Here is a 19,650-nt window from a genome sequence, read left to right as displayed (position 1 = left end):
AGTAATTTCCCCTCTTGTTGTTTAAATCTTCCAGTCGTAGTCCACTGTCAATGGTGCGTGATCTGAAAATTTCTCATCTTTGTATACGGTGGTTTTCTTGGCTGTAGCTGCAATTCCTGGTGTGGTGATGTGATAGTCAATGCGCCAGCCTACATTTTTTGCATACGCTTGGCCACGATTGCTCCACCAGGTGTAGCAAGTTTCGGTTGCCTCTGGCTCTAGTTGACGATAGACATCGACGTAACCTACTTGGCTAAAAAGATTGGTGAGCCATGCGCGCTCTTCCGGTAAGAATCCAGAATTTTTGAGATTGCCTTTCCAGTTTTTCAGATCAATTTCTTGATGGGCGATATTCACGTCTCCACAAAGGACAATTTCACGACCAGACTTCTTGAGGGCTAGAAGGTGTGGCAGGAAGCTATCGAGGTAGCGGTATTTCGCCTCTTGTCGCTCGGGCGAGCTTGAGCCCGAGGGCATATAGACCGAAATCACTGAAAGCGCTTTAAAGCGAGCCTCTACATAGCGCCCCTCAGCATCAAACTCCTCATTGCCGTAGCCGTATAAGACCTCATCGGGCTTATGCGGGGTATAGATGCCACAGCCGCTATAGCCTTTTTTCTCGGCATGATGGAAAAAGGCATGTATGCCATCTGGATTCAGAATGGCGTCCTCTAGGTCATCGCGTTGAGCCTTGAGCTCTTGCATGCAAATGAAATCTGCTTTTTGCTTAACTGCCCATGGCAGAAAGCCTTTTTTGACTGCGGAACGGATACCGTTGAGGTTCGCGGAAATGATGCGTAACATGTAGGCCTATGAGCTCAAATAATTCAAATCAAGATAACTTTATTCGCTTTGCTTTAGAGGCAAAGGTTTTGTCCTTCGGGGAGTTTAAAACTAAAGCGGGAAGACTTTCGCCTTATTTCTTTAATGCCGGTGAATTTAATGATGGTGCTCGCCTTAGTGCCTTGGGTCGTTATTACGCCAAGGCTTTGCAAGAGTCGGGTGTTCAATACGACATGCTATATGGCCCGGCCTATAAAGGCATCACTCTAGCGGCTGCTACAGCCATTGCTTTGGCTGACAGCGGTATTAATGTGCCTTATGCCTATAACCGCAAAGAAGCAAAAGACCATGGTGAAGGTGGCATGCTTGTCGGCGCCCCCGTTAAAGGCAAGGTAGTCATTATTGATGATGTGATTTCAGCAGGGACCTCCGTCAGAGAGTCGGTGGATCTCATTCGCAATGCTGGTGCAGAACCAGCTGCCGTCCTCATTGCTCTTGATCGTATGGAGCGTTCTGGTAATGCAGTAGAAATCGGAGATCAATCCGCAGTGCAAGCTGTTGAGCAAGAGTTTGGTTTACCAGTGATTGCAATTGCAAACCTAGCTGGTCTCATGTCCTTCTTAACTTCTTCCAGCGATGCGCAGCTAACCAATTATTTGTCTGCTGTAAAAGCCTATCGCGAAAAATATGGAATCTAAAAGCAATCACTTTTAGATTGTTGTTTCGCCCTCGAAGACAGTAACCGCTGGACCAGTCATGATGACTGCTTGAGCAACGCCATTCAGTACCCCACCCCAGGCGATTTGTAGATCTCCTCCACGGGTGTGTACTGTTACAGGCGAGTCTAGTAGACCTCTACGAATGCCTGACACGACGGCTGCACAAGCTCCGGTCCCACAGGCCAGAGTTTCTCCAGCACCACGTTCAAAGACGCGTAATTTGATTTCATTACGATGAATCACTTGTAGATAACCTGCATTTACCCTTTTGGGGAATGCTGCAAATTTCTCAATCTCGGAGCCTTCTTCAAGGACGGGTGCACTATCAACATCACCAACCACTTGCACGGCGTGTGGATTGCCCATTGATAGAACACCAACCAAACTGTCGTGCGTTGCAGGGTTTTTTAGTGGAAGTGCATATAAGGTTTCTTGAAACTCTTGAACGCTTGCTAAACCATTGGCATTAAATGGGATTTGGCTATGCTCAAAAATAGGCGCGCCCATATCCACCTCTACTTGACCATCAGCATGGGACTTGAGAGTAAGGACGGTGTGGGCAACTTCCACGCGTAGAGGATTCTTGTCAGAAAGACCTTGATCTAAAACAAAGCGCACAAAGCAACGAGAGCCATTACCACATTGCTCTACTTCACCACCATCGGCATTAAAAATACGGTACCGAAAATCTGCATCTGGGCGCGTGGCTTTTTCAACCAAGAGAATCTGATCTGCGCCGATGCCAAATTGACGATGCGCTAAGCTCCGCCATTGCTCTTTGCTAATGTTGCTGAGATCTTGATCGATGCCATTGAGAACAATGAAATCATTGCCAGCACCGTGCATTTTGGTGAAGCGCAGTTTGCGTCTTGAATTGCTGGTGTTGGTACTCACAATATTTCCGTTTAATCGTAAAGACTAGGTTCGCCTTCGGGTCTATGTTTAAAGCGTTTATGTACCCAATAGTACTCTGCCGGTCTTTCGCGAACAAGCTCTTCAATATATTGATTTAAGCGTGCGGTATCTTTTTCAACATCATCACTTGGAAAGTTTGGCAAAGGTTCGCTGATATGGCAGGTATACCCTTTGCGGTCTTTATTTAGCGTGGTTGTCATGAGACACACTTCAGCCCCGCTGAGCCTTGCTAGGCGGGAGACGGAAGTAATGGTGTTAGTTTGGATGCCAAAAAAAGGCACAAATACAGAGTCACGCGGACCTAAATCAATATCGGGCGCAATAAAAATAAAGTTACCCGTTTGAATTTCTCGAATGAGATCGCGTAAGCGGCTTTGTCGCTCGATCGATTTTCCACCAAAGCGATTTCTCCATTCAATCATCTTTTGATTGAAGAAGGGATTTTTCATATTTTGATAAAGACCTGCGCCGCGTGGCCAGTCATGTTGGTTGGCTAATACGGAGAGCGCCATAAAGCCACCTTCAAGCCCGACAAAATGTGGGTTGATGAGTAGGCGTGGCTTACGATCTCCCAGGGTGATGGCTGATTTGATTGTGACGATATCGGTAATTTGTTTACCACTGCCAAGCCAGATACGACTTCGTTCCAATACGCTACGGCCAAATAGTTTCCAGTGCTCAATTGCGAGATCATTAATTTCCTTTTCGCTGAGATTGGGAAAGCACAGGCGTAAATTGGTTTTGACTACATTGGTTCGACTATTCGGAATATGGGCTGCAAGCCAGCCTACACCATATCCTGCATGGACTGTAATCGTGTAAGGCAGGAAGGCAAAGAGGCGCAAAAGACTAAGCGCTAAAAAATTGAAGAGGTTTTGTAACCAGGTCATTTCAAAAATGATAACGAATTTATTTAATTGCTTGGCGGTAATTCTGCACCGGCTGGATGCTTATAGCGGTTGTAAGACCAAATGAATTGTTCTGGTGCGATGAGTACTGCATTTTCAATCGCAATATTGAGCTCTGCAGCGGCAATATTGGCATCCTCTGACAATGGCGTAAGACGAGTTGCTTGCATGAGCCAGCCTTTGCCAATAGATTTGCGCTTGGCGGTAAACATTACTACCGGTGTGTTGTTACGATTGGCAAGTCGGGCTGGCAATGGTGTTGTGTAAGCAGGGCGTCCAAAAAAAGGTACCCATACGCCTTCACCGCCGCTAGGGACTTGATCCGGGAGAATGCCAATAGCTTCGCCTCGAGTGAGTGCTCTGGTCATCTGGCGCACACCATTGAGGTTGGTGGGAACAAAATGCATATTGGGATAGGCGCGACCCTCTTCCACTACTTCATTGAGCCACTCTTGACGCGAAGGGCGATACAGAATCGTCGCCGGAAAATGTTGGGCCAGCACGCGGGGAATAATTTCAAAGCCACCTAGGTGCGGGGTAAGCATGACTAAGCCATGCCCTTCGCTAATAGCGGCTTCGACTAAATCCCAATTTTTTACTTCTACTAGGCTGAGCGCTTTCGCTGGATTACGCCAAATCCACAGGCTATCGGAGAACAGCATTCCGGAAGCTCGAACTGCCTCCCATAGTTTGAATGGCAAACCACGAGAGTTCACTACAGCTTCGTATTGCGGGCGAAAGAGCGAGCGATATTGTTTGGAGCCAACATAAGCCAGCATGCCTAAAGCAGCGCCAATCACTTGCACGAGGGCAAGGGGAAGCAGGGCAATCGTATTTAGGCAGAGCTTTAGAAGGATTTTTCGCACCCCCCAATGATATTCAATGCCGCTCTCAGTGTGTGGATTTCCACTTGCCTTGCCGAATTAGGCAATTTTCGGATAAAATTTGAATATCGCTGAGTTAAGGCAACTTGCAGGGCGATTCATAAATTCTGCTAAAGCGTCGCCGTTGTGGTTCCTGGCACGTCGAGTTGTCCCAATGATCGTGTTAATTTTTAAAGGAATATGCAATGGCAAACGATTACTTCTTTACCTCAGAATCCGTTTCTGAAGGTCACCCCGATAAAGTAGCAGACCAAATTTCTGATTCGATTCTTGATGCCATCTTGGCCCAAGATCCAACTGCACGTGTTGCAGCAGAAACTTTATGTAATACCGGCTTAGTGGTTCTAGCGGGTGAAATTACTACCAATGCAAACGTTGATTACATCCAAGTAGCACGCAATACCTTGCGCGAAATTGGTTACGACAACACTGACTACGGAATCGACTACAAAGGTTGTGCAGTATTAGTTGCCTATGACAAGCAAAGTCCTGATATCGCTCAAGGTGTTGATAAGGCCCATGATGATGGCTTAGATCAAGGCGCTGGCGATCAAGGCTTGATGTTTGGTTACGCTTGTGACGAGACCGCAGAGCTCATGCCTTTGCCAATTCACTTGTCACACCGCTTGGTCGAGCGTCAATCACAATTGCGCCGTGATGGCCGCTTGAACTGGTTGCGCCCTGATGCGAAGTCACAAGTGACCTTGCGCTATGTAGATGGCAAGCCTGACTCGATCGATACTGTTGTGCTCTCTACTCAGCATGATGAAGAAATTTCTCTCGAAAAATTACGTGAAGCAGTGATCGAAGAAATCATCAAACCAGTATTGCCTAAGCACTTAATCAAAGGTGCGATTAACTTTTTGGTAAACCCAACAGGTCGTTTCGTTATCGGCGGCCCACAAGGCGATTGTGGTTTAACCGGTCGTAAAATTATCGTGGATACCTACGGTGGTGCAGCCCCTCACGGCGGCGGCGCTTTCTCTGGCAAAGATCCATCTAAAGTCGACCGTTCTGCTGCATACGCTGGTCGTTACGTTGCAAAGAATGTGGTTGCTGCTGGTTTGGCAAGTAAGTGTTTGATTCAGATCTCTTATGCAATTGGTGTTGCTAAGCCAACTTCAGTAATGGTGAGTACATTCGGTACAGGCAAAATTTCTGATGAGAAGATCGCCCAATTGGTTTCTGAACACTTTGACTTGCGTCCAAAAGGCATTGTGAAGATGCTGAATCTCTTACGCCCAATTTATAAGAAGACTGCTGCTTATGGCCACTTTGGTCGTGAGGAGCCAGAATTTACTTGGGAGCAAACAGATAAAGCGGCTGCATTACGTGCAGCAGCTGGTCTGTAAGCAGGAAATACGCAGTTTGTAGGTGTATTGAGGCGAAATATGCCGTAATTGTTTACAATTACGGCATACCTTCAAGGAGCGTTGCAAGGAATGCTGAGACCCAGCACTTCCCCAGGCTTGAAGGGAGTGGATTCCTAGGTAACCCCGGAGTTTGCTAATTGCAACCGCGCTCGCTAACCCATGATTCAATGGCTAGCGAGTTTCTACTCCAGCATTGGATCGTATTTAGCTGGAGCATTAATGAATACCGTTTCTGATTTAAATAACTTTGTTGCAACTCGTTGCGCAATTGCCGACATTACTTTGGCTGACTTCGGCCGTAAAGAAATTGCGATTGCTGAAACTGAGATGCCCGGCTTGATCGCCATCCGTGATGAATTTGCCGCACAGCAGCCATTGCGTGGTGCGCGCATTACTGGTTCATTACATATGACCATTCAAACGGCAGTGTTGATTGAGACACTCGAAGCGCTTGGCGCTGAGGTGCAATGGGCCTCATGTAATATTTTCTCTACCCAAGATCACGCTGCTGCTGCAATCGCTGCTAATGGCACACCTGTGTTTGCTATTAAGGGTGAAACCCTGGAGCAGTATTGGGATTTCACCCATCGTATTTTTGAGTGGGCTGATGGCGGCTTCACCAATATGATTTTGGATGATGGTGGCGATGCTACTTTGCTATTGCACCTCGGCGCACGTGCTGAAAAAGATCAAGCTTGCTTGAATCACCCTACTAGCGAAGAAGAGACCATTTTATTTTCTGCGATTAAGAAAAAATTGGCACAAGATCCAACTTGGTATTCAACACGCTTAGAAAAAGTAAAGGGTGTAACTGAAGAAACTACTACCGGTGTACACCGCTTGTATCAAATGTTTGCTAAGGGCGATTTGAAGTTCCCGGCGATTAACGTAAACGACTCCGTTACTAAGAGCAAATTCGATAACCTCTATGGTTGCCGTGAGTCTTTGGTTGATGCAATCAAGCGTGCTACTGACGTGATGGTGGCAGGTAAGGTTGCAGTTGTTTGTGGCTACGGCGATGTGGGTAAAGGTTCTGCCCAGGCACTGCGCGCCTTGTCTGCTCAAGTTTGGGTTACCGAAGTAGATCCAATCTGTGCATTACAAGCAGCCATGGAAGGCTACCGCGTTGTAACAATGGATTACGCTGCTGATAAGGCGGATATTTTTGTTTCTGCAACTGGTAACTACCATGTGATTACACATGACCATATGGCGAAGATGAAGAATCAAGCCATCGTTTGTAACATTGGTCACTTTGATAATGAGATCGATGTTGCTGGTATTGAAAAATACAAGTGGGAAGAGATCAAGCCACAAGTTGACCATGTGATTTTCCCAGCGGCAAATGGCAAACCTGAAAAGCGCATCATCATTTTGGCTAAGGGTCGCTTGGTAAACCTCGGTTGCGGTACAGGACACCCTTCTTATGTGATGAGCTCTTCATTTGCGAACCAAGTGATTGCTCAAATCGAATTGTGGAATGCTGTCGGTACAGATAAATACCCAGTTGGTGTTTACACGTTGCCTAAGCATTTGGATGAGAAGGTTGCGCGTTTACAGCTGAAGACTCTGAATGCCGAGTTAACTGTGTTGTCGGATCAGCAAGCTTCTTACATTGGCGTAACGAAGGAAGGCCCATACAAGGCTGACCACTATCGTTATTAATCCAATCACTGTTCAATAGATACCTAGGCCCAAAATCATGGAATTAAGCATTGAATTCTTTCCTCCAAAAACACCTGAAGGTGAGAGTAAGTTGCATCTAGTGCGCGAGCGTTTTTCTGAAACGCTTAAGCCTTCGTTTTATTCCGTGACCTTTGGTGCCGGTGGCTCTACTCAGTCTGGCACTTTAAAAGTGGTGAGTGACATTCATGCTGCTGGTGCAGCGGTCGCTCCTCACCTATCTTGTGTTGGCAGCTCACGTGAAAGCGTGCGCGAGATGCTCAAGCAATATCAGGCATTAGGTGTGAAGCGTATTGTGGCCTTACGTGGCGACTTGCCATCTGGCATGGGCCAGTATGGCGAGTTTCATCACGCTAATGAATTGGTGGAATTTATTCGTGCAGAAACAGGCGATTGGTTTCACATCGATGTAGCCGCATATCCAGAAATGCATCCACAGGCAAAGTCACCTGCTAGTGATGTGGATTTCTTTGTGCAAAAAATGAAGGCGGGCGCAAACTCTGCCGTCACCCAGTATTTTTATAACAGCGATGCTTACTTCCGCTTTGTGGATGAGGCCTATGATCTCGGTGTCACCCAACCCATCATTGCCGGCATTATGCCGATCACCAATAGCAGTCAGTTGTTAAGATTCTCTGACGCTTGCGGCGCAGAAATTCCACGCTGGATTCGTTTACGTCTCCAGTCTTATGGCGATGACATTGCTTCTATCCGTGCATTCGGCGAAGAGGTTGTCACCGACTTGTGTGATCAACTGCTAGCTGTTGGCGCCCCCGGAATTCATTTCTATTCACTGAATCAGGCGGATGCAGTTTTAGCAATTGCAGATAACTTAGGCCTGACAAAGCAAGCTTAAGCAGTAATCTAGCAAAATAAATCAGACTCCGTCAGGAGCATGTCTAAGGGCTCATCATGTGTTTGAGCTGCCCACTGAGAATCGTCTAGCTTTTGCCAACCAAATCCAATCCCCATGCAAATGAGGTTTGGATTATCTTTTCGTAGTTGCGCCAGGGTACGGTCAAAATAGCCGCCACCATAGCCAAGTCGCCAATAATGGTTTGCGCCATCTATCTCGGAGCAGGACCATCCTACGCAAGGAATAAGGATCAAATCAGGGATTAGTTGAGGTCTAGCAGTATTGTTTGGATTGGGCTCGGGAACACCATGCGCGCTTGGGATTAAGAGATCCCCTTCTTGCCACTCAAAAAAGTCAAGATGCTTATCTGGGCGCGCAAAAGGTAGGGCTAGTCGGCGATGGGCATCGCTCTTCATCCAGCTGATTAAAGTTGGGCGTAGATCCACCTCATCCTGAATGGGCCAATAAAGCGCTATAGATCCGACAGATTGCCCTGCTTTAAGCAAAAAACCATTAAGCCTTGCAATGAGATCTGCCTTGGCTGATGCATAGCTTTTGCCCGCAGCAAATTCTTTGCGTTGTTTTAATAAATCCTGGCGAAGAGTTTTTGGTGAATTACCGTGCATATCGACCATTATCAGGCGAAAATTAGAAGATATAGTAATCAAGTATTGCAAAGCTTAAGCCTTGCAATGAAAGATAGGGTTAGATCGTCAGAATGAAGTCTGCAACAGTAAACAGCAAATACCTTTCATGGGCCAAGATTCTGGTTTTGGGCTGCCTTCTAGGCGCGTCCAATAGCTATGCAGAAAAGCTGAAAAAGCCAAGCTTGCCTAAGTCTTATGAAAGTAAGGCTGCCCCTGCCGAAATTACCGACACCGATCGGATGTTTATTGACTTGCGTGAAGCGGCAAAAAAGAATGATGTATTTCGTACTCAGCAACTTTCATCCAATTTAGCAAACTACCCATTTGACGACTATGTCGCTTACTTCCGCATCAAGCCACAATTATTTGATGGCGCTGGTGGGGCGCGTGGTGACTATAGTGCTGATGCTCAGGTAGTTGCTTTCTTAAATCAATATCAAGGTACAGCCTTGGCTGATCGTATGCGTAATGATTGGCTATTGGTTTTAGGTAAACGTAAGGACTGGGCACGCTTTGATGCCGAGTATGCCAAGTTTGTATTAGATGACGATACACAAGTGAAGTGTTACTCCTTATTGTCTAAATTGTCCCAGGGCGAAAATCCTACGAAGTTGGCAATGGATTCACGTTCTGTATTGTTAGACCCAAGTTACTTTGGTCAAGCATGTCAGGAGTTAGTGCCATCACTAGTTGCTGCTGGTGGTATGACTCCGAGCGAGGCTAAGGCGATTGGTCGCGCTGCAAGTGAGAGGGGTTTTGACACCATGGCCCGTCGCTTAGGTGGTGAAGATCCTATTGGCGATATTGTTAAAGCGGCTAAAGCAGATCCTGCTAAAACATATCGCGATTTTTCTCAAAATGCCTCTCGTTATAGCAAGGAAAATCAAGCGGTTGCATGGGGCGTCATCGGACAATTTTTAGCTAAGAAGTTAGATCCAAACGCAGATGATGCGTATCGCCTACAGCAAGAGCTAGGCTATAACGAACTTCTTTCCGTTGAGTCACAAGAGTGGAAAGTGCGCGCAGGCTTGCGCGCTAAAGATTGGTCCTTAGTAAAAAATGCGATTGATGGTATGAACCCTGCTGTGCGCAGTAAAGATCCTGCATGGACTTATTGGTATGGCCGCGCATTGAAGGCGGAAGGTCAGGAAGCAAAAGCTAAAGAGAGTTTTGAGCTAATTGCTGAGCAATACAATTTTTATGGCCAACTTGCTCGCGAAGAGTTGGGTAAATCCAATCATGCACCTGCTAAAACAAAAGTGACTGAGCAAGAGATTGATGCAATGGCAAGTCGCAAAGGCTTTGTTCGGGGCGAGCGTTTGTATGCCATGAATTTACGCTTTGAAGGTAATCGCGAGTGGAATTGGGAGCTGCGCAATATGACCGACAAGCAGTTACTGGCCGCAGCAGAATATGCAAAGCGTATCCATTTATATGACCGCGTGGTGAATACTGCCGATCGGACTAAGCAAGAGCACGACTTTAGTTTGCGCTATCCGACCCCATTCAAAGAAGAGCTATCTCCTATTGCAAGACAGATTGATTTGAATCTTGCTTGGGCTTATGGCTTGATCCGTCAAGAATCACGCTTCATTATGAATGCCTCTTCTTCTGTTGGTGCATCGGGATTAATGCAGGTAATGCCAAATACTGCAAAGTATGTAGCCAAGAAAATTGGGATGACGAATTACACCAATGACAAATTAAGTGATACCAATACCAATTTGACCTTAGGTAGTAATTATTTAAATATGGTCTTAGTTGATTTGGATGGTTCTTGGGTTTTAGCTTCCGCAGCTTACAACGCAGGTCCTTCTCGCTCAAAGGCTTGGCGTGAAAAATTATCTGGTCCCACTGAGGGTGCTATTTTTGCTGAAACTATTCCGTTTACTGAGACGCGTGTCTATGTGAAAAATGTGCTCTCGAATGCGAATTACTATTCATCTGTAATGAATGGCCAAACACATTCTTTAAAACAGCGCTTAGGTGTTATCGCTCCTAAGGCTGCAACTCAATCTGAGCTTCCTTAAACCCCTCATCACTGCGCTAAGCCAAGAAAGCTTCCTATGAAATACGACATTCTTCTCATCGGCGGTAATGGATTTGTTGGGCGTGTTATCGCTGCACAACTTCAATTAGCGGGCTATTCCGTATTAGTACCAACCAGTCATTTGGGCGCTGCCCGTGAATTACGTATGTTGCCTAAAATACATGTTGAAGAAGCAGATGTTCATGAGTTTGATGAACTACAGAGTCTTTGTGAGCGCATTAAACCTAATGGCGCTGTAATTAATTTAGTTGGCGTGCTGCACGATAAGCCTGCTCAACCTTATGGAAAAGTATTTAAAGCAGCGCATGTTGAGTTGCCTAAAAATATTATTACTGCGATGCAGTTACATGGCTTAAAGCGCTACTTGCACATGAGCGCTTTAGGGGCAGATTCTCAAGGCCCATCTATGTATCAGCGCAGCAAGGGTGATGGTGAGGCTGCAGTGAAGGCAAGCAATTTAGACTGGACTATCTTCAGGCCATCAGTCATCTTTGGGGCGCAGGATCAATTTATTAACTTGTTTTCTAAATTAACTAAATTGTTCCCGGCAATGCCATTAGCTAACCATCAAGCGCAGTTTCAGCCAGTAAGCGTAGATGATGTTGCAACGGCATTTGTTAAATCGTTGTCGATGCCACAAACTATTCGTCAGTCTTATGATCTGGTAGGCCCAACGGTTTACACCATGAAAGAGATCGTCGAGTTTGCAGCACGTAAAGCCAAGACCACATGCGCCATTATTCCTGTTCCCGCTTTTGTAGGCCACCTTCAGGCGTTGGCATTTGAATTTCTACCCGGTCCAACCTTGATGTCTCGTGACAACATAGCTTCAATGCAATTACCTAATATCTTGCCAGTCAATGGCACTGATGCACTGTCAGAAGTATTCAAAATGAGTCGTCGTACCCTAGAGGGTATGCAGTAATGAAAATCTATGCAGTGGGCGGTGCCATCAGAGATACCCTTATGGGTTTACCTGTGCACGACATTGATTATGTGGTGGTAGGTTCTAGTGTAGAAGAGATGGTTGCTAAGGGCTTTCGTCCTGTTGGTAAAGATTTCCCAGTATTTTTGCATCCAGAGACGCAAGCTGAGTATGCGCTGGCACGTACTGAACGTAAGACTGGAAAGGGTTACAAAGGCTTTCATTTTTATGCAGACCCTACTGTTACGCTGGAGCAAGATTTAGAGCGTCGTGACTTAACGATCAATGCAATGGCTCAAGAGATCGGCTCTGATGGCAAGCCATTTGGACCAATCATTGATCCCTTTAACGGCCAAGAGGATTTAGCTGCCAAAATATTTCGCCATGTATCTGATGCATTTGCAGAAGATCCATTGCGTTTGCTACGTATTGCTCGCTTTGCTGCACGTTTCCCAGAATTTACTGTCGCAGATGAAACATTGCTCGCCTTAAAAGCGATTGTTCAGTCAGGCGAGCTAAATGCTTTATCGGCTGAGCGTATTTGGCAGGAGTTGGCTAGAGGCTTGGTTGCTACTAAACCAATGCATCTATTTCAGGTCTTACTAAATACAGGTGCAGCCAGTGCCATATTGCCATCTAAGTTAACGGCACAATTAGCCGAAGAGTCTTTTCGTGAAACATTCATCGCCCATTTTTCTTTGGCGGGAAATAGTTTGGAAGAGCGTTGTGCAACTACCTTGATGGATTTGCCGGCCAGTGAAATTCGTTCATGGGCTGATTGTGTTCGTATGCCAATCGAAGTTCGTGACTTCAGTGAAATATTCAGCGATCTCCATGTTTTGGTAAGCAAGTATCTCGATACATCTTATCAGGCGGTGGATGTTTTAAATTGGTTTAATCGTGCAGATGTTTGGCGCAAGCCAGATCGTGCCCAAGCGATTTTGAATCTTGCCGAAAAATTAGGAATGAACGTTTCGGTTTTAATCAATGCTATGCGTAAGGCACTTGCTATCAATACTGCAGAAATTATTACCGGTGTTCCTGCAGAAGATCGGTCAAATGGCGAGCGGATTGGTAGCGCATTTGAGTTCGCTAGATTAGCTGCTGTCACTTCAGCGCTTGAAGCTCTCGGCTAAAGTCGATTCCTGCCGCGTAGACCTGGCAAATCTTCAAGTACATGACCTGGTAGCAGACTTTCTAATTTCTTAGAGAATGCAAAGACTTTAAAGAGTTCGCCCATCTCAGCTTCAGATAATAGTTTTTGCAAAGAGTTGGAGATTGGTAGAAATGTTTCTGGGTCGCTAGGGTCACCAATCTCTAAGGCAATATCACCAATGCCTGCATCGAGCAAGTAGGCGGCCTGATTCGAGAGATATACATCATCTACATTTTCGGCCAATGCGCTGCGAGCAATTTGCGACCACTCAACGTGTGTAGTTATGTCGCAAAGACCAGGTAGATGAAATGGATCTTGAATGGCATGATGGCGATGGTGTGCCATGAGTGTACCCTCAAGTCTTTGGGGGTGGTAGTACTCACTTTCAGGAAAGCCATAGTCAAACGTGAGAAATAATCCGACATCTAAATGCTTGGCAATTTGCTGCATCCAGGCATTTGCCGGCGAGTGAAGTTCGGTGACATAACCTTCAGAGAAGTTGCCAGTCAGCAGACTTTCAGGAAGCAATTTTTGTTCTACTGGAGAACCTGTCTTCCAGATCAGTTTGTCACTCTCAAAAGTAACGCCATACCAATACCAAAATCCATTTTGAAAAATGATGACATCACAGGGAATGGCATCTATCACTTCATTGGCAAGAATGATGCCCTTGAAATTTTCTGGCAATTGCGTGAGCCAGCTGCATTGTGTCTTGAGACTGAGTTGTTGAACAGCATCACTAATGCTTTCTTGTTGACGCTGCGCTAAGTCTGGTGAAATCTCAATGATGTCGTAATGATCCAGAGTAAAACCAAGATCATTGAGTCGAGTCAGTATGGATACTGCCAACTTGCCTGTGCCAGCACCAAATTCCAGAATGTGGGTAGGCAAACCTTTTTTCTGTAAGGCCTCCAGTACCGGCAAGAGGGTCGAGCAAATAGCAGCGCCAAACAGCGGGCTCAGTTCAGGGGCGGTAGTGAAATCACCTCCAGCCCCCAGTTTGTGGGCACCTGCGCTGTAATAGCCCATGCCGGGCTCATAGAGGGCCATCTCCATATAGCGAGAGAAAGGGAGCCAGCCGCCTTTAGAGGCGATTTGAGAGGCTATTTTGGCCTTTAAAAGAGCACTATGCTCCGTTTCAAGGCTGGTCAAGGTAATATCCATAGCTCGCTAGTCTAAGAGAATTTAATTGAACCCTAGTTCAAAGCCCCCATCCCAGCAAGTAAAAGCAGTTTTAGTGACTGGCGCCGCAAAGCGTCTCGGTCGAGAAATTGCCTTGCAGTTTGCCCGTCAAGGCTGGGATGTTGCCGTCCATTATGGGCGATCAGCTCAAGAGGCTACTGCAACTGTTGAGGAAATTGGGGCATTCGGGGTGAAAGTGCGGGCCTTTCAGGCGGACTTGACCAGTGAAGCCGCTACCAAGGACCTTTTCTTGGCTGTTAGTAATGCTTTCCCCAATCTAGATTGTTTAGTAAACAGTGCATCCCTTTTTGAATATGATCGCGCCAACTCAAATACTCCATTGAGTGGAAAAAGTTTGCAAGAACATATGCAGGTCAATTTGACCGCGCCAATTTTGTTATCTCAATTGATGTTCGAGCATCAAAAAAATAAAGCAATCACATCTGGAATAATGTCGACTGTTATTCCAGCAGTTATTCAATTGCTAGATCAAAAGTTGATCAATCTCAACCCAGATTATTTGTCATACACATTATCTAAGGCTGCGTTACTCACTTCTGTGGAATTATTAGCGATGGATTTTGCACCCTATTTGCGAGTAGTTGGATTGGCTCCTGGCATTTCTTTGCCATCAGGCGACCAGACGATTGATGGTTTTTCTAAAGCACATCAAATGACGCCCTTAGGAAAATCCTCAACGCCTGCTGATATTGCAAAAGCAGCAGTATTTTTAGCAGAATCTGGCGCTATTACTGGCACCACTTTATATGTAGATGGTGGGCAACATCTACTACCTTCATCACGTGATGTGATGTTTAAAACCAATTAAGCATTTTTAAAAAGCACCTATTCATGCACGCTATTCTTTCTCATCCAGCCCTTATTGACTGTCGTCGTTTATTTTTACGTGACTATGAGATCTATATCAACATCGGCGTTCATGACTTTGAGAAAAAAGCAGAGCAACGCGTTATTTTGAATGTTGATCTCTATATTCCAATGGCTATGAATACGCCAACAAATGATCAATTAGATGAGGTGGTAGATTACGACTTCATGCGCGAGACCATTAAGGCTAGAGCCTCTAAGGGTCATATTCATTTGCAAGAAACCTTCTGCGATGACATCGTGGCAGCAATGTTAGTGCACCCTAAAGTATTGGCTGCATGTGTCAGTACGTCTAAGCCTGATGTCTATCCAGATTGTCATTCAGTAGGTGTAGAAGTATTTCGCATTAAGGCTTCTTAAAAAGAATTTAGAAAAGAACTTTTATGGGCGATATTCGTAAAGTTGTCTTCGAAGAAAACAAGCTAGAGAAAAAACTCTGCCGCTTGGTAGGTCAGGCTATTGGTGACTTTGGCATGATTGAAGATGGCGACAAAGTAATGGTGTGTGTATCAGGCGGTAAAGATAGTTATGCCATGCTCGATATCTTGATGAAGTTGCGCGAACGTGCACCCATTCATTTTGAAATCATCGCAGTCAACTTGGACCAGAAGCAGCCTAATTTTCCTGCGGAAATATTGCCTAATTATTTGAAAAGTTTAGGCGTTCAATATCATATCGAAGAGCAAGATACATACAGCATTGTGAAGCGTGTGATTCCGGAAGGTAAAACTACCTGCGGATTGTGCTCACGTTTGCGTCGCGGAATTTTGTATCGTGTGGCTGATGAATTAGGGGCGACAAAAATTGCATTAGGTCATCACCGCGACGACATTCTAGAAACGCTGATGCTCAATATGTTTTATGCGGGAAAACTCAAAGGTATGCCTCCAAAGCTACGCTCTGATGATGGCAAGCATATTGTGATTCGCCCCTTGGCCTATGTTCCTGAAAAGTTGCTGGAGCGTTATGCAGCAGATATGAACTTCCCCATCATTCCATGTCATTTGTGTGGCAGTCAGCCTAATTTGCAGCGTCAGGTCATGAAAGAAATGCTGCGCGATTGGGAGAAAAAACATCCAGGCCGCGTAGAGAACCTTTTCCGATCAATGCATCACATTGTTCCGTCCCATTTGATGGATAGCGAAGCCTTTGATTTCAAAAATCTTGAGATTTCTACCGAGTTATCGGGCATTGCTGCTAGATCTTCAGGCGATAAGGCAATTGATGAGGCTGAACTAGACGAATTAGCCTGTGGAACCATCATTCAGGGGACTTATAATCCCCCTTTATGAATATCGTCATTTTGGCTGCTGGGCAAGGAAAGCGGATGAAATCCGCTCTGCCCAAGGTCCTGCAAACTTTAGCAGGCAAACCCCTACTTCAACATGTTCTCAGTACAGCGCTTTCACTGCAGAGTAAGCAGACTAAAAATGGACCTGTAGTTGTCGTTGGTCATGGAGCGGCAGACGTAAAAATATTCTTGGCAAATGCCAGCAAAGAAGATGCTAGCTTTAGCAAAGTAGTGACTGCACTACAGGCTGAGCAAAAGGGTACCGGTCACGCACTTTTACAAGCCCTACCTAAATTAGATGTTCAAGAACCAACTTTAGTTTTGTATGGCGACGTACCTCTCACCACTAAAAAGACACTCAGTAAATTAGCAAAATTGGCTGATGGCGTCAGAGGCCAAGATTGTGCGCTGGCATTGTTAACTCAGAACCTCAGCAACCCAACTGGCTATGGTCGTATTGTGCGTGATGCTGATGGCTCCGTAAAAGAGATTGTTGAAGAGAAAGACGCAAGCCCAGCACAAAAAGCAATTCAAGAAATTAATACCGGTATCATGGTATTGCCAACTAACTCATTGAAAAAATGGCTTAAGGCTTTACGTGCCAGCAATGCACAGGGTGAGTATTACTTGACCGACGTGATTGCCATGGCTGTCAAAGATGGTGTGCCCATTCGTACAACCCATGCCGATGATGAGTTTGAGACTGTTGGTGTGAACAGTCGGGATCAGCTGGCTGCGCTTGAGCGTTTGCATCAACTCAATGTTGCCCATCAATTAATGGATGCTGGCGTATCACTTGCAGACCCTGCACGCATAGATGTACGGGGCACTTTAGAGTGCGGCACAGATGTATCAATTGACGTGGGATGCGTCTTTGAGGGTTGCATTACCTTAGACGCTGGTACCAAGATTGGTCCTTATTGCGTGATTCGCAATAGCGTGATTGGTAAAGGTGTTGCTATTCATGCATACAGCCATGTGGATGGTGCAAAGGTAGGCAATCAATCTGTTATTGGCCCTTACGCACGTTTACGTCCTGGCGCAGACTTATCAAATGATGTACATATTGGCAACTTCGTAGAGGTAAAGAACAGCAAGATTGCTGCTAACAGCAAAGCCAATCATCTGGCCTATGTTGGAGACTCGATTGTGGGTTCACGCGTCAACATTGGCGCTGGCACGATTACTTGCAACTACGATGGTGTGAATAAACACCAAACGATTATTGAAGATGATGTCTTCATTGGTTCTGATACCCAACTGGTTGCGCCAGTGCGCGTTGGACGAGGCGCTACCTTAGGTGCAGGTACAACGCTTACTAAGGATGCACCAGCAAATCAACTGACCGTATCAAGAGCAAAGCAAATATCTTTGCAATGGCAGCGCCCTGTGAAGCAAGAAAAAAAGAGCGCCCCAAAAAAGATGCCGGTAAAGAAGGCCCCAGTCAAGAAGGTAGTCGCAAAAAAAGCGGCACCTAAAAAAACAATTACTAAAACAGTTGTTAAGAAGGCAGTCAAAAAAACTGTAAAGGGTAAAAAATAATGTGCGGTATTGTTGGCGCAGCCTCCCATAAAAACGTTGTCGATGTTTTGGTTGAGGGATTACGCCGCTTGGAGTACCGTGGGTATGACTCTTGTGGTTTTGCAGTGATTAACGGCGATGATGTAAAACACCCTATTGAAAGAGCTCGTACAACTGCACGTGTTTCAGAGCTAGGCGAGCAAGGCAAAGACTTTGTTGGAACATTAGGAATTGCTCATACGCGTTGGGCGACTCATGGCAAGCCAGATACGCAAAACGCGCATCCACATACTTCAAATGACTTAATTGCAGTAGTACATAACGGCATTATTGAGAACTATGAAGTTTTACGTTCAGATTTAAAAGCTGCTGGATATGTATTTACATCTGAAACAGATACCGAAGTGATTGCGCATTTGATTCATCAGCAATATGTGGCTGGTGGCCAAAAAGATATTGCGCAGTCAGTGAGGGCGGTGTTACCGAAATTGCATGGTGCTTACGCTATTGGCGTTATTGCACAGGATAATCCGACTACTTTAGTAGGGGCTCGAGTTGGATCTCCTTTAGTGGTTGCCATTGGTGATCACGAACACTTCTTAGCATCTGATGCCTTAGCTTTAGCTGGGCGCGCACATTCCATGTTGTACTTGGAAGAGGGTGATATAGCCGTTCTAAGAGCCGATAAGCTTGAGGTGATTGATCAAGCAGGTCAGACTGTTCAAAGAGAGCTTAAGCCGATGCCAGCACAGGCTGACTCGGTGGATCTTGGCCCTTATCAGCACTATATGCAAAAAGAAATTTTTGAGCAGCCTAGAGCCATTGGTGACACGCTTGCCAATATTGCTGCATTTGGTCCGGAGTTATTTGAAGCCAAACCAGAAGACTGGAAAGCATTTGATCAAATATTGATCTTGGCCTGTGGCACCAGTTACTACTCTGCCTGTGTTGCCAAATATTGGCTGGAAGACATTGCTGGTATTCCGACGCAAGTTGAAATTGCGAGTGAGTATCGCTATCGCACTACCGTACCTAATCCAAAAACACTGATTGTGGTTGTTTCACAATCAGGTGAGACGGCTGATACCTTGGCGGCATTGCGTCATGCCAAGAGCCTCGGCCATCAGTTCACCTTAGCCATCTGCAACGTGGCAAGTAGTGCTATGGTTCGCGAAACGGATTGGCATTTCTTGACTAAAGCTGGCGCTGAAATTGGTGTTGCATCAACCAAAGCATTTACTACTCAGCTTTTAGCGCTTTATCTTTTAGCAGTTTCCATTGCTAAACGCGATGGCAGAATTTCTCTGGAAAAAGAAAAAGATTTATTGCGTGAATTGCGTCACCTACCAAAAGCACTCCATGCAGTGTTAGCGCTTGAGCCGCAAATCATTGCCTGGAGCGATGCTTTCGCTAAGTGTGAGAATGCTCTATTCCTTGGCCGTGGAATGCACTACCCGATTGCACTTGAGGGCGCATTAAAGCTTAAAGAGATTTCTTATATTCATGCCGAAGCCTATCCAGCTGGTGAGCTAAAGCACGGCCCGCTGGCATTGGTTACGGACAAAATGCCAGTAGTTACGGTCGCGCCTAACGATGTTTTGTTGGAAAAGCTAAAGTCCAATATGCAGGAAGTCAAAGCGCGCGGTGGCAAGCTTTATGTCTTTGCTGATCAAGATACCCATATCGCAAGTAGTGAAGGCATCAATGTAATCAAGCTGCCCGAGCATTATGGCTACCTTTCGCCAATATTGCACGTTGTTCCACTGCAGTTATTGGCCTATCACACAGCCTGCGCACGCGGTACTGATGTCGACAAGCCAAGAAACTTAGCAAAGAGCGTCACAGTCGAATAATTTTTTCTTGTTTGAC

The 19,650-nt window shown here is 45.7% G+C and carries 18 protein-coding genes and 1 riboswitch; of the genes, 12 read left to right on the top strand and 6 right to left on the bottom strand.

Features of this window, described 5'->3' with window-relative positions; translation table 11 throughout:
• Positions 1–21: 21 nt before the first annotated feature.
• On the bottom strand, positions 22–804 hold the full coding sequence (locus tag AOC20_RS09340) for an exodeoxyribonuclease III (RefSeq protein WP_215360522.1): 783 nt from the start codon (positions 802–804) through the stop codon (positions 22–24).
• 8 nt (positions 805–812) lie between these two features.
• Here AOC20_RS09340 and pyrE point away from each other — a divergent pair, with 8 nt between their 5' ends.
• Positions 813–1,481 carry an orotate phosphoribosyltransferase gene (pyrE, locus tag AOC20_RS09335; protein WP_215360521.1) on the top strand — a complete coding sequence of 223 codons (669 nt, stop codon included), beginning with the start codon at positions 813–815 and terminating at the stop codon, positions 1,479–1,481.
• A 12-nt stretch (positions 1,482–1,493) separates the two neighbouring features.
• On the opposite strand, the gene dapF is transcribed toward pyrE, so the two are convergent.
• Genes dapF through AOC20_RS09320 form a run of 3 tightly spaced genes read right to left on the bottom strand, consistent with a single transcriptional unit; the run spans position 1,494 to position 4,191 of the window.
• Positions 1,494–2,348, bottom strand: coding sequence for a diaminopimelate epimerase (dapF, locus tag AOC20_RS09330; protein ID WP_215362306.1), 855 nt, complete (start codon positions 2,346–2,348; stop codon positions 1,494–1,496).
• Between the two features lie 59 nt (positions 2,349–2,407).
• Positions 2,408–3,307 (bottom strand): LpxL/LpxP family acyltransferase, encoded by a 900-nt coding sequence (locus tag AOC20_RS09325; RefSeq protein ID WP_215360520.1) that lies wholly within the window; start codon positions 3,305–3,307, stop codon positions 2,408–2,410.
• 23 nt (positions 3,308–3,330) lie between these two features.
• On the bottom strand, positions 3,331–4,191 hold the full coding sequence (locus AOC20_RS09320; protein WP_251373096.1) for a lysophospholipid acyltransferase family protein: 861 nt from the start codon (positions 4,189–4,191) through the stop codon (positions 3,331–3,333).
• A 203-nt stretch (positions 4,192–4,394) separates the two neighbouring features.
• On the opposite strand from AOC20_RS09320, the gene metK reads away from it, so the two are divergent.
• The 3 genes from metK to metF all read left to right on the top strand — a co-directional run bounded on the left by metK (position 4,395) and on the right by metF (position 8,121).
• The gene (metK, locus tag AOC20_RS09315; protein WP_072582616.1) at positions 4,395–5,561 is read left to right on the top strand and encodes a methionine adenosyltransferase; all 1,167 of its coding nucleotides are present in this window, start codon (positions 4,395–4,397) and stop codon (positions 5,559–5,561) included.
• A gap of 67 nt (positions 5,562–5,628) precedes the next feature.
• Positions 5,629–5,740: riboswitch (S-adenosyl-L-homocysteine riboswitch) on the top strand.
• 61 nt (positions 5,741–5,801) lie between these two features.
• Entirely contained in the window at positions 5,802–7,247 is a 1,446-nt protein-coding gene (ahcY, locus tag AOC20_RS09310) for an adenosylhomocysteinase (RefSeq protein WP_215362304.1), read from the top strand.
• Between the two features lie 37 nt (positions 7,248–7,284).
• Positions 7,285–8,121, top strand: coding sequence for a methylenetetrahydrofolate reductase [NAD(P)H] (metF, locus tag AOC20_RS09305; protein WP_215360519.1), 837 nt, complete (start codon positions 7,285–7,287; stop codon positions 8,119–8,121).
• A gap of 8 nt (positions 8,122–8,129) precedes the next feature.
• On the opposite strand, the gene AOC20_RS09300 is transcribed toward metF, so the two are convergent.
• Complete coding sequence (locus AOC20_RS09300) at positions 8,130–8,756, bottom strand: 5-formyltetrahydrofolate cyclo-ligase (RefSeq protein WP_215360518.1); 627 nt, start codon at positions 8,754–8,756, stop codon at positions 8,130–8,132.
• 83 nt (positions 8,757–8,839) lie between these two features.
• Here AOC20_RS09300 and AOC20_RS09295 point away from each other — a divergent pair, with 83 nt between their 5' ends.
• The 3 genes from AOC20_RS09295 to AOC20_RS09810 are packed head-to-tail and all read left to right on the top strand — an operon-like array spanning position 8,840 to position 12,879.
• Complete coding sequence (locus AOC20_RS09295; RefSeq protein ID WP_215360517.1) at positions 8,840–10,798, top strand: lytic transglycosylase domain-containing protein; 1,959 nt, start codon at positions 8,840–8,842, stop codon at positions 10,796–10,798.
• A 36-nt stretch (positions 10,799–10,834) separates the two neighbouring features.
• Positions 10,835–11,743 (top strand): complex I NDUFA9 subunit family protein, encoded by a 909-nt coding sequence (locus tag AOC20_RS09290; protein ID WP_215360516.1) that lies wholly within the window; start codon positions 10,835–10,837, stop codon positions 11,741–11,743.
• Positions 11,743–12,879 (top strand): tRNA nucleotidyltransferase/poly(A) polymerase-related protein, encoded by a 1,137-nt coding sequence (locus AOC20_RS09810; RefSeq protein WP_215360515.1) that lies wholly within the window; start codon positions 11,743–11,745, stop codon positions 12,877–12,879. Before AOC20_RS09290 ends, AOC20_RS09810 begins: the two co-directional genes overlap by 1 nt.
• On the opposite strand, the gene AOC20_RS09280 is transcribed toward AOC20_RS09810, so the two are convergent.
• Positions 12,876–14,063: a class I SAM-dependent methyltransferase gene (locus tag AOC20_RS09280; RefSeq protein WP_215360514.1), complete on the bottom strand. Its 1,188-nt coding sequence runs from the start codon at positions 14,061–14,063 to the stop codon at positions 12,876–12,878. The genes AOC20_RS09810 and AOC20_RS09280 overlap by 4 nt on opposite strands.
• A 25-nt stretch (positions 14,064–14,088) precedes the next feature.
• Here AOC20_RS09280 and AOC20_RS09275 point away from each other — a divergent pair, with 25 nt between their 5' ends.
• Genes AOC20_RS09275 through glmS form a run of 5 tightly spaced genes read left to right on the top strand, consistent with a single transcriptional unit; the run spans position 14,089 to position 19,634 of the window.
• Complete coding sequence (locus tag AOC20_RS09275; RefSeq protein WP_215360513.1) at positions 14,089–14,910, top strand: SDR family oxidoreductase; 822 nt, start codon at positions 14,089–14,091, stop codon at positions 14,908–14,910.
• Between the two features lie 23 nt (positions 14,911–14,933).
• On the top strand, positions 14,934–15,329 hold the full coding sequence (locus tag AOC20_RS09270; protein WP_215360512.1) for a dihydroneopterin aldolase: 396 nt from the start codon (positions 14,934–14,936) through the stop codon (positions 15,327–15,329).
• 23 nt (positions 15,330–15,352) lie between these two features.
• Positions 15,353–16,261 carry a tRNA 2-thiocytidine(32) synthetase TtcA gene (gene ttcA, locus AOC20_RS09265; protein WP_215360511.1) on the top strand — a complete coding sequence of 303 codons (909 nt, stop codon included), beginning with the start codon at positions 15,353–15,355 and terminating at the stop codon, positions 16,259–16,261.
• A complete protein-coding gene (gene glmU, locus AOC20_RS09260; RefSeq protein ID WP_215360510.1) occupies positions 16,258–17,802 on the top strand; it encodes a bifunctional UDP-N-acetylglucosamine diphosphorylase/glucosamine-1-phosphate N-acetyltransferase GlmU in 1,545 nt (514 codons plus the stop codon). The genes ttcA and glmU overlap by 4 nt, the downstream gene beginning before the upstream one ends.
• On the top strand, positions 17,802–19,634 hold the full coding sequence (gene glmS, locus AOC20_RS09255; RefSeq protein ID WP_215360509.1) for a glutamine--fructose-6-phosphate transaminase (isomerizing): 1,833 nt from the start codon (positions 17,802–17,804) through the stop codon (positions 19,632–19,634). Before glmU ends, glmS begins: the two co-directional genes overlap by 1 nt.
• Positions 19,635–19,650: the final 16 nt, after the last annotated feature.

This window comes from Polynucleobacter ibericus, from assembly GCF_018687955.1.
Taxonomy (GTDB): domain Bacteria; phylum Pseudomonadota; class Gammaproteobacteria; order Burkholderiales; family Burkholderiaceae; genus Polynucleobacter; species Polynucleobacter ibericus.
Note: the sequence above shows the minus strand (reverse complement) of the source record. Positions and strands in the feature narration are given on the sequence as shown.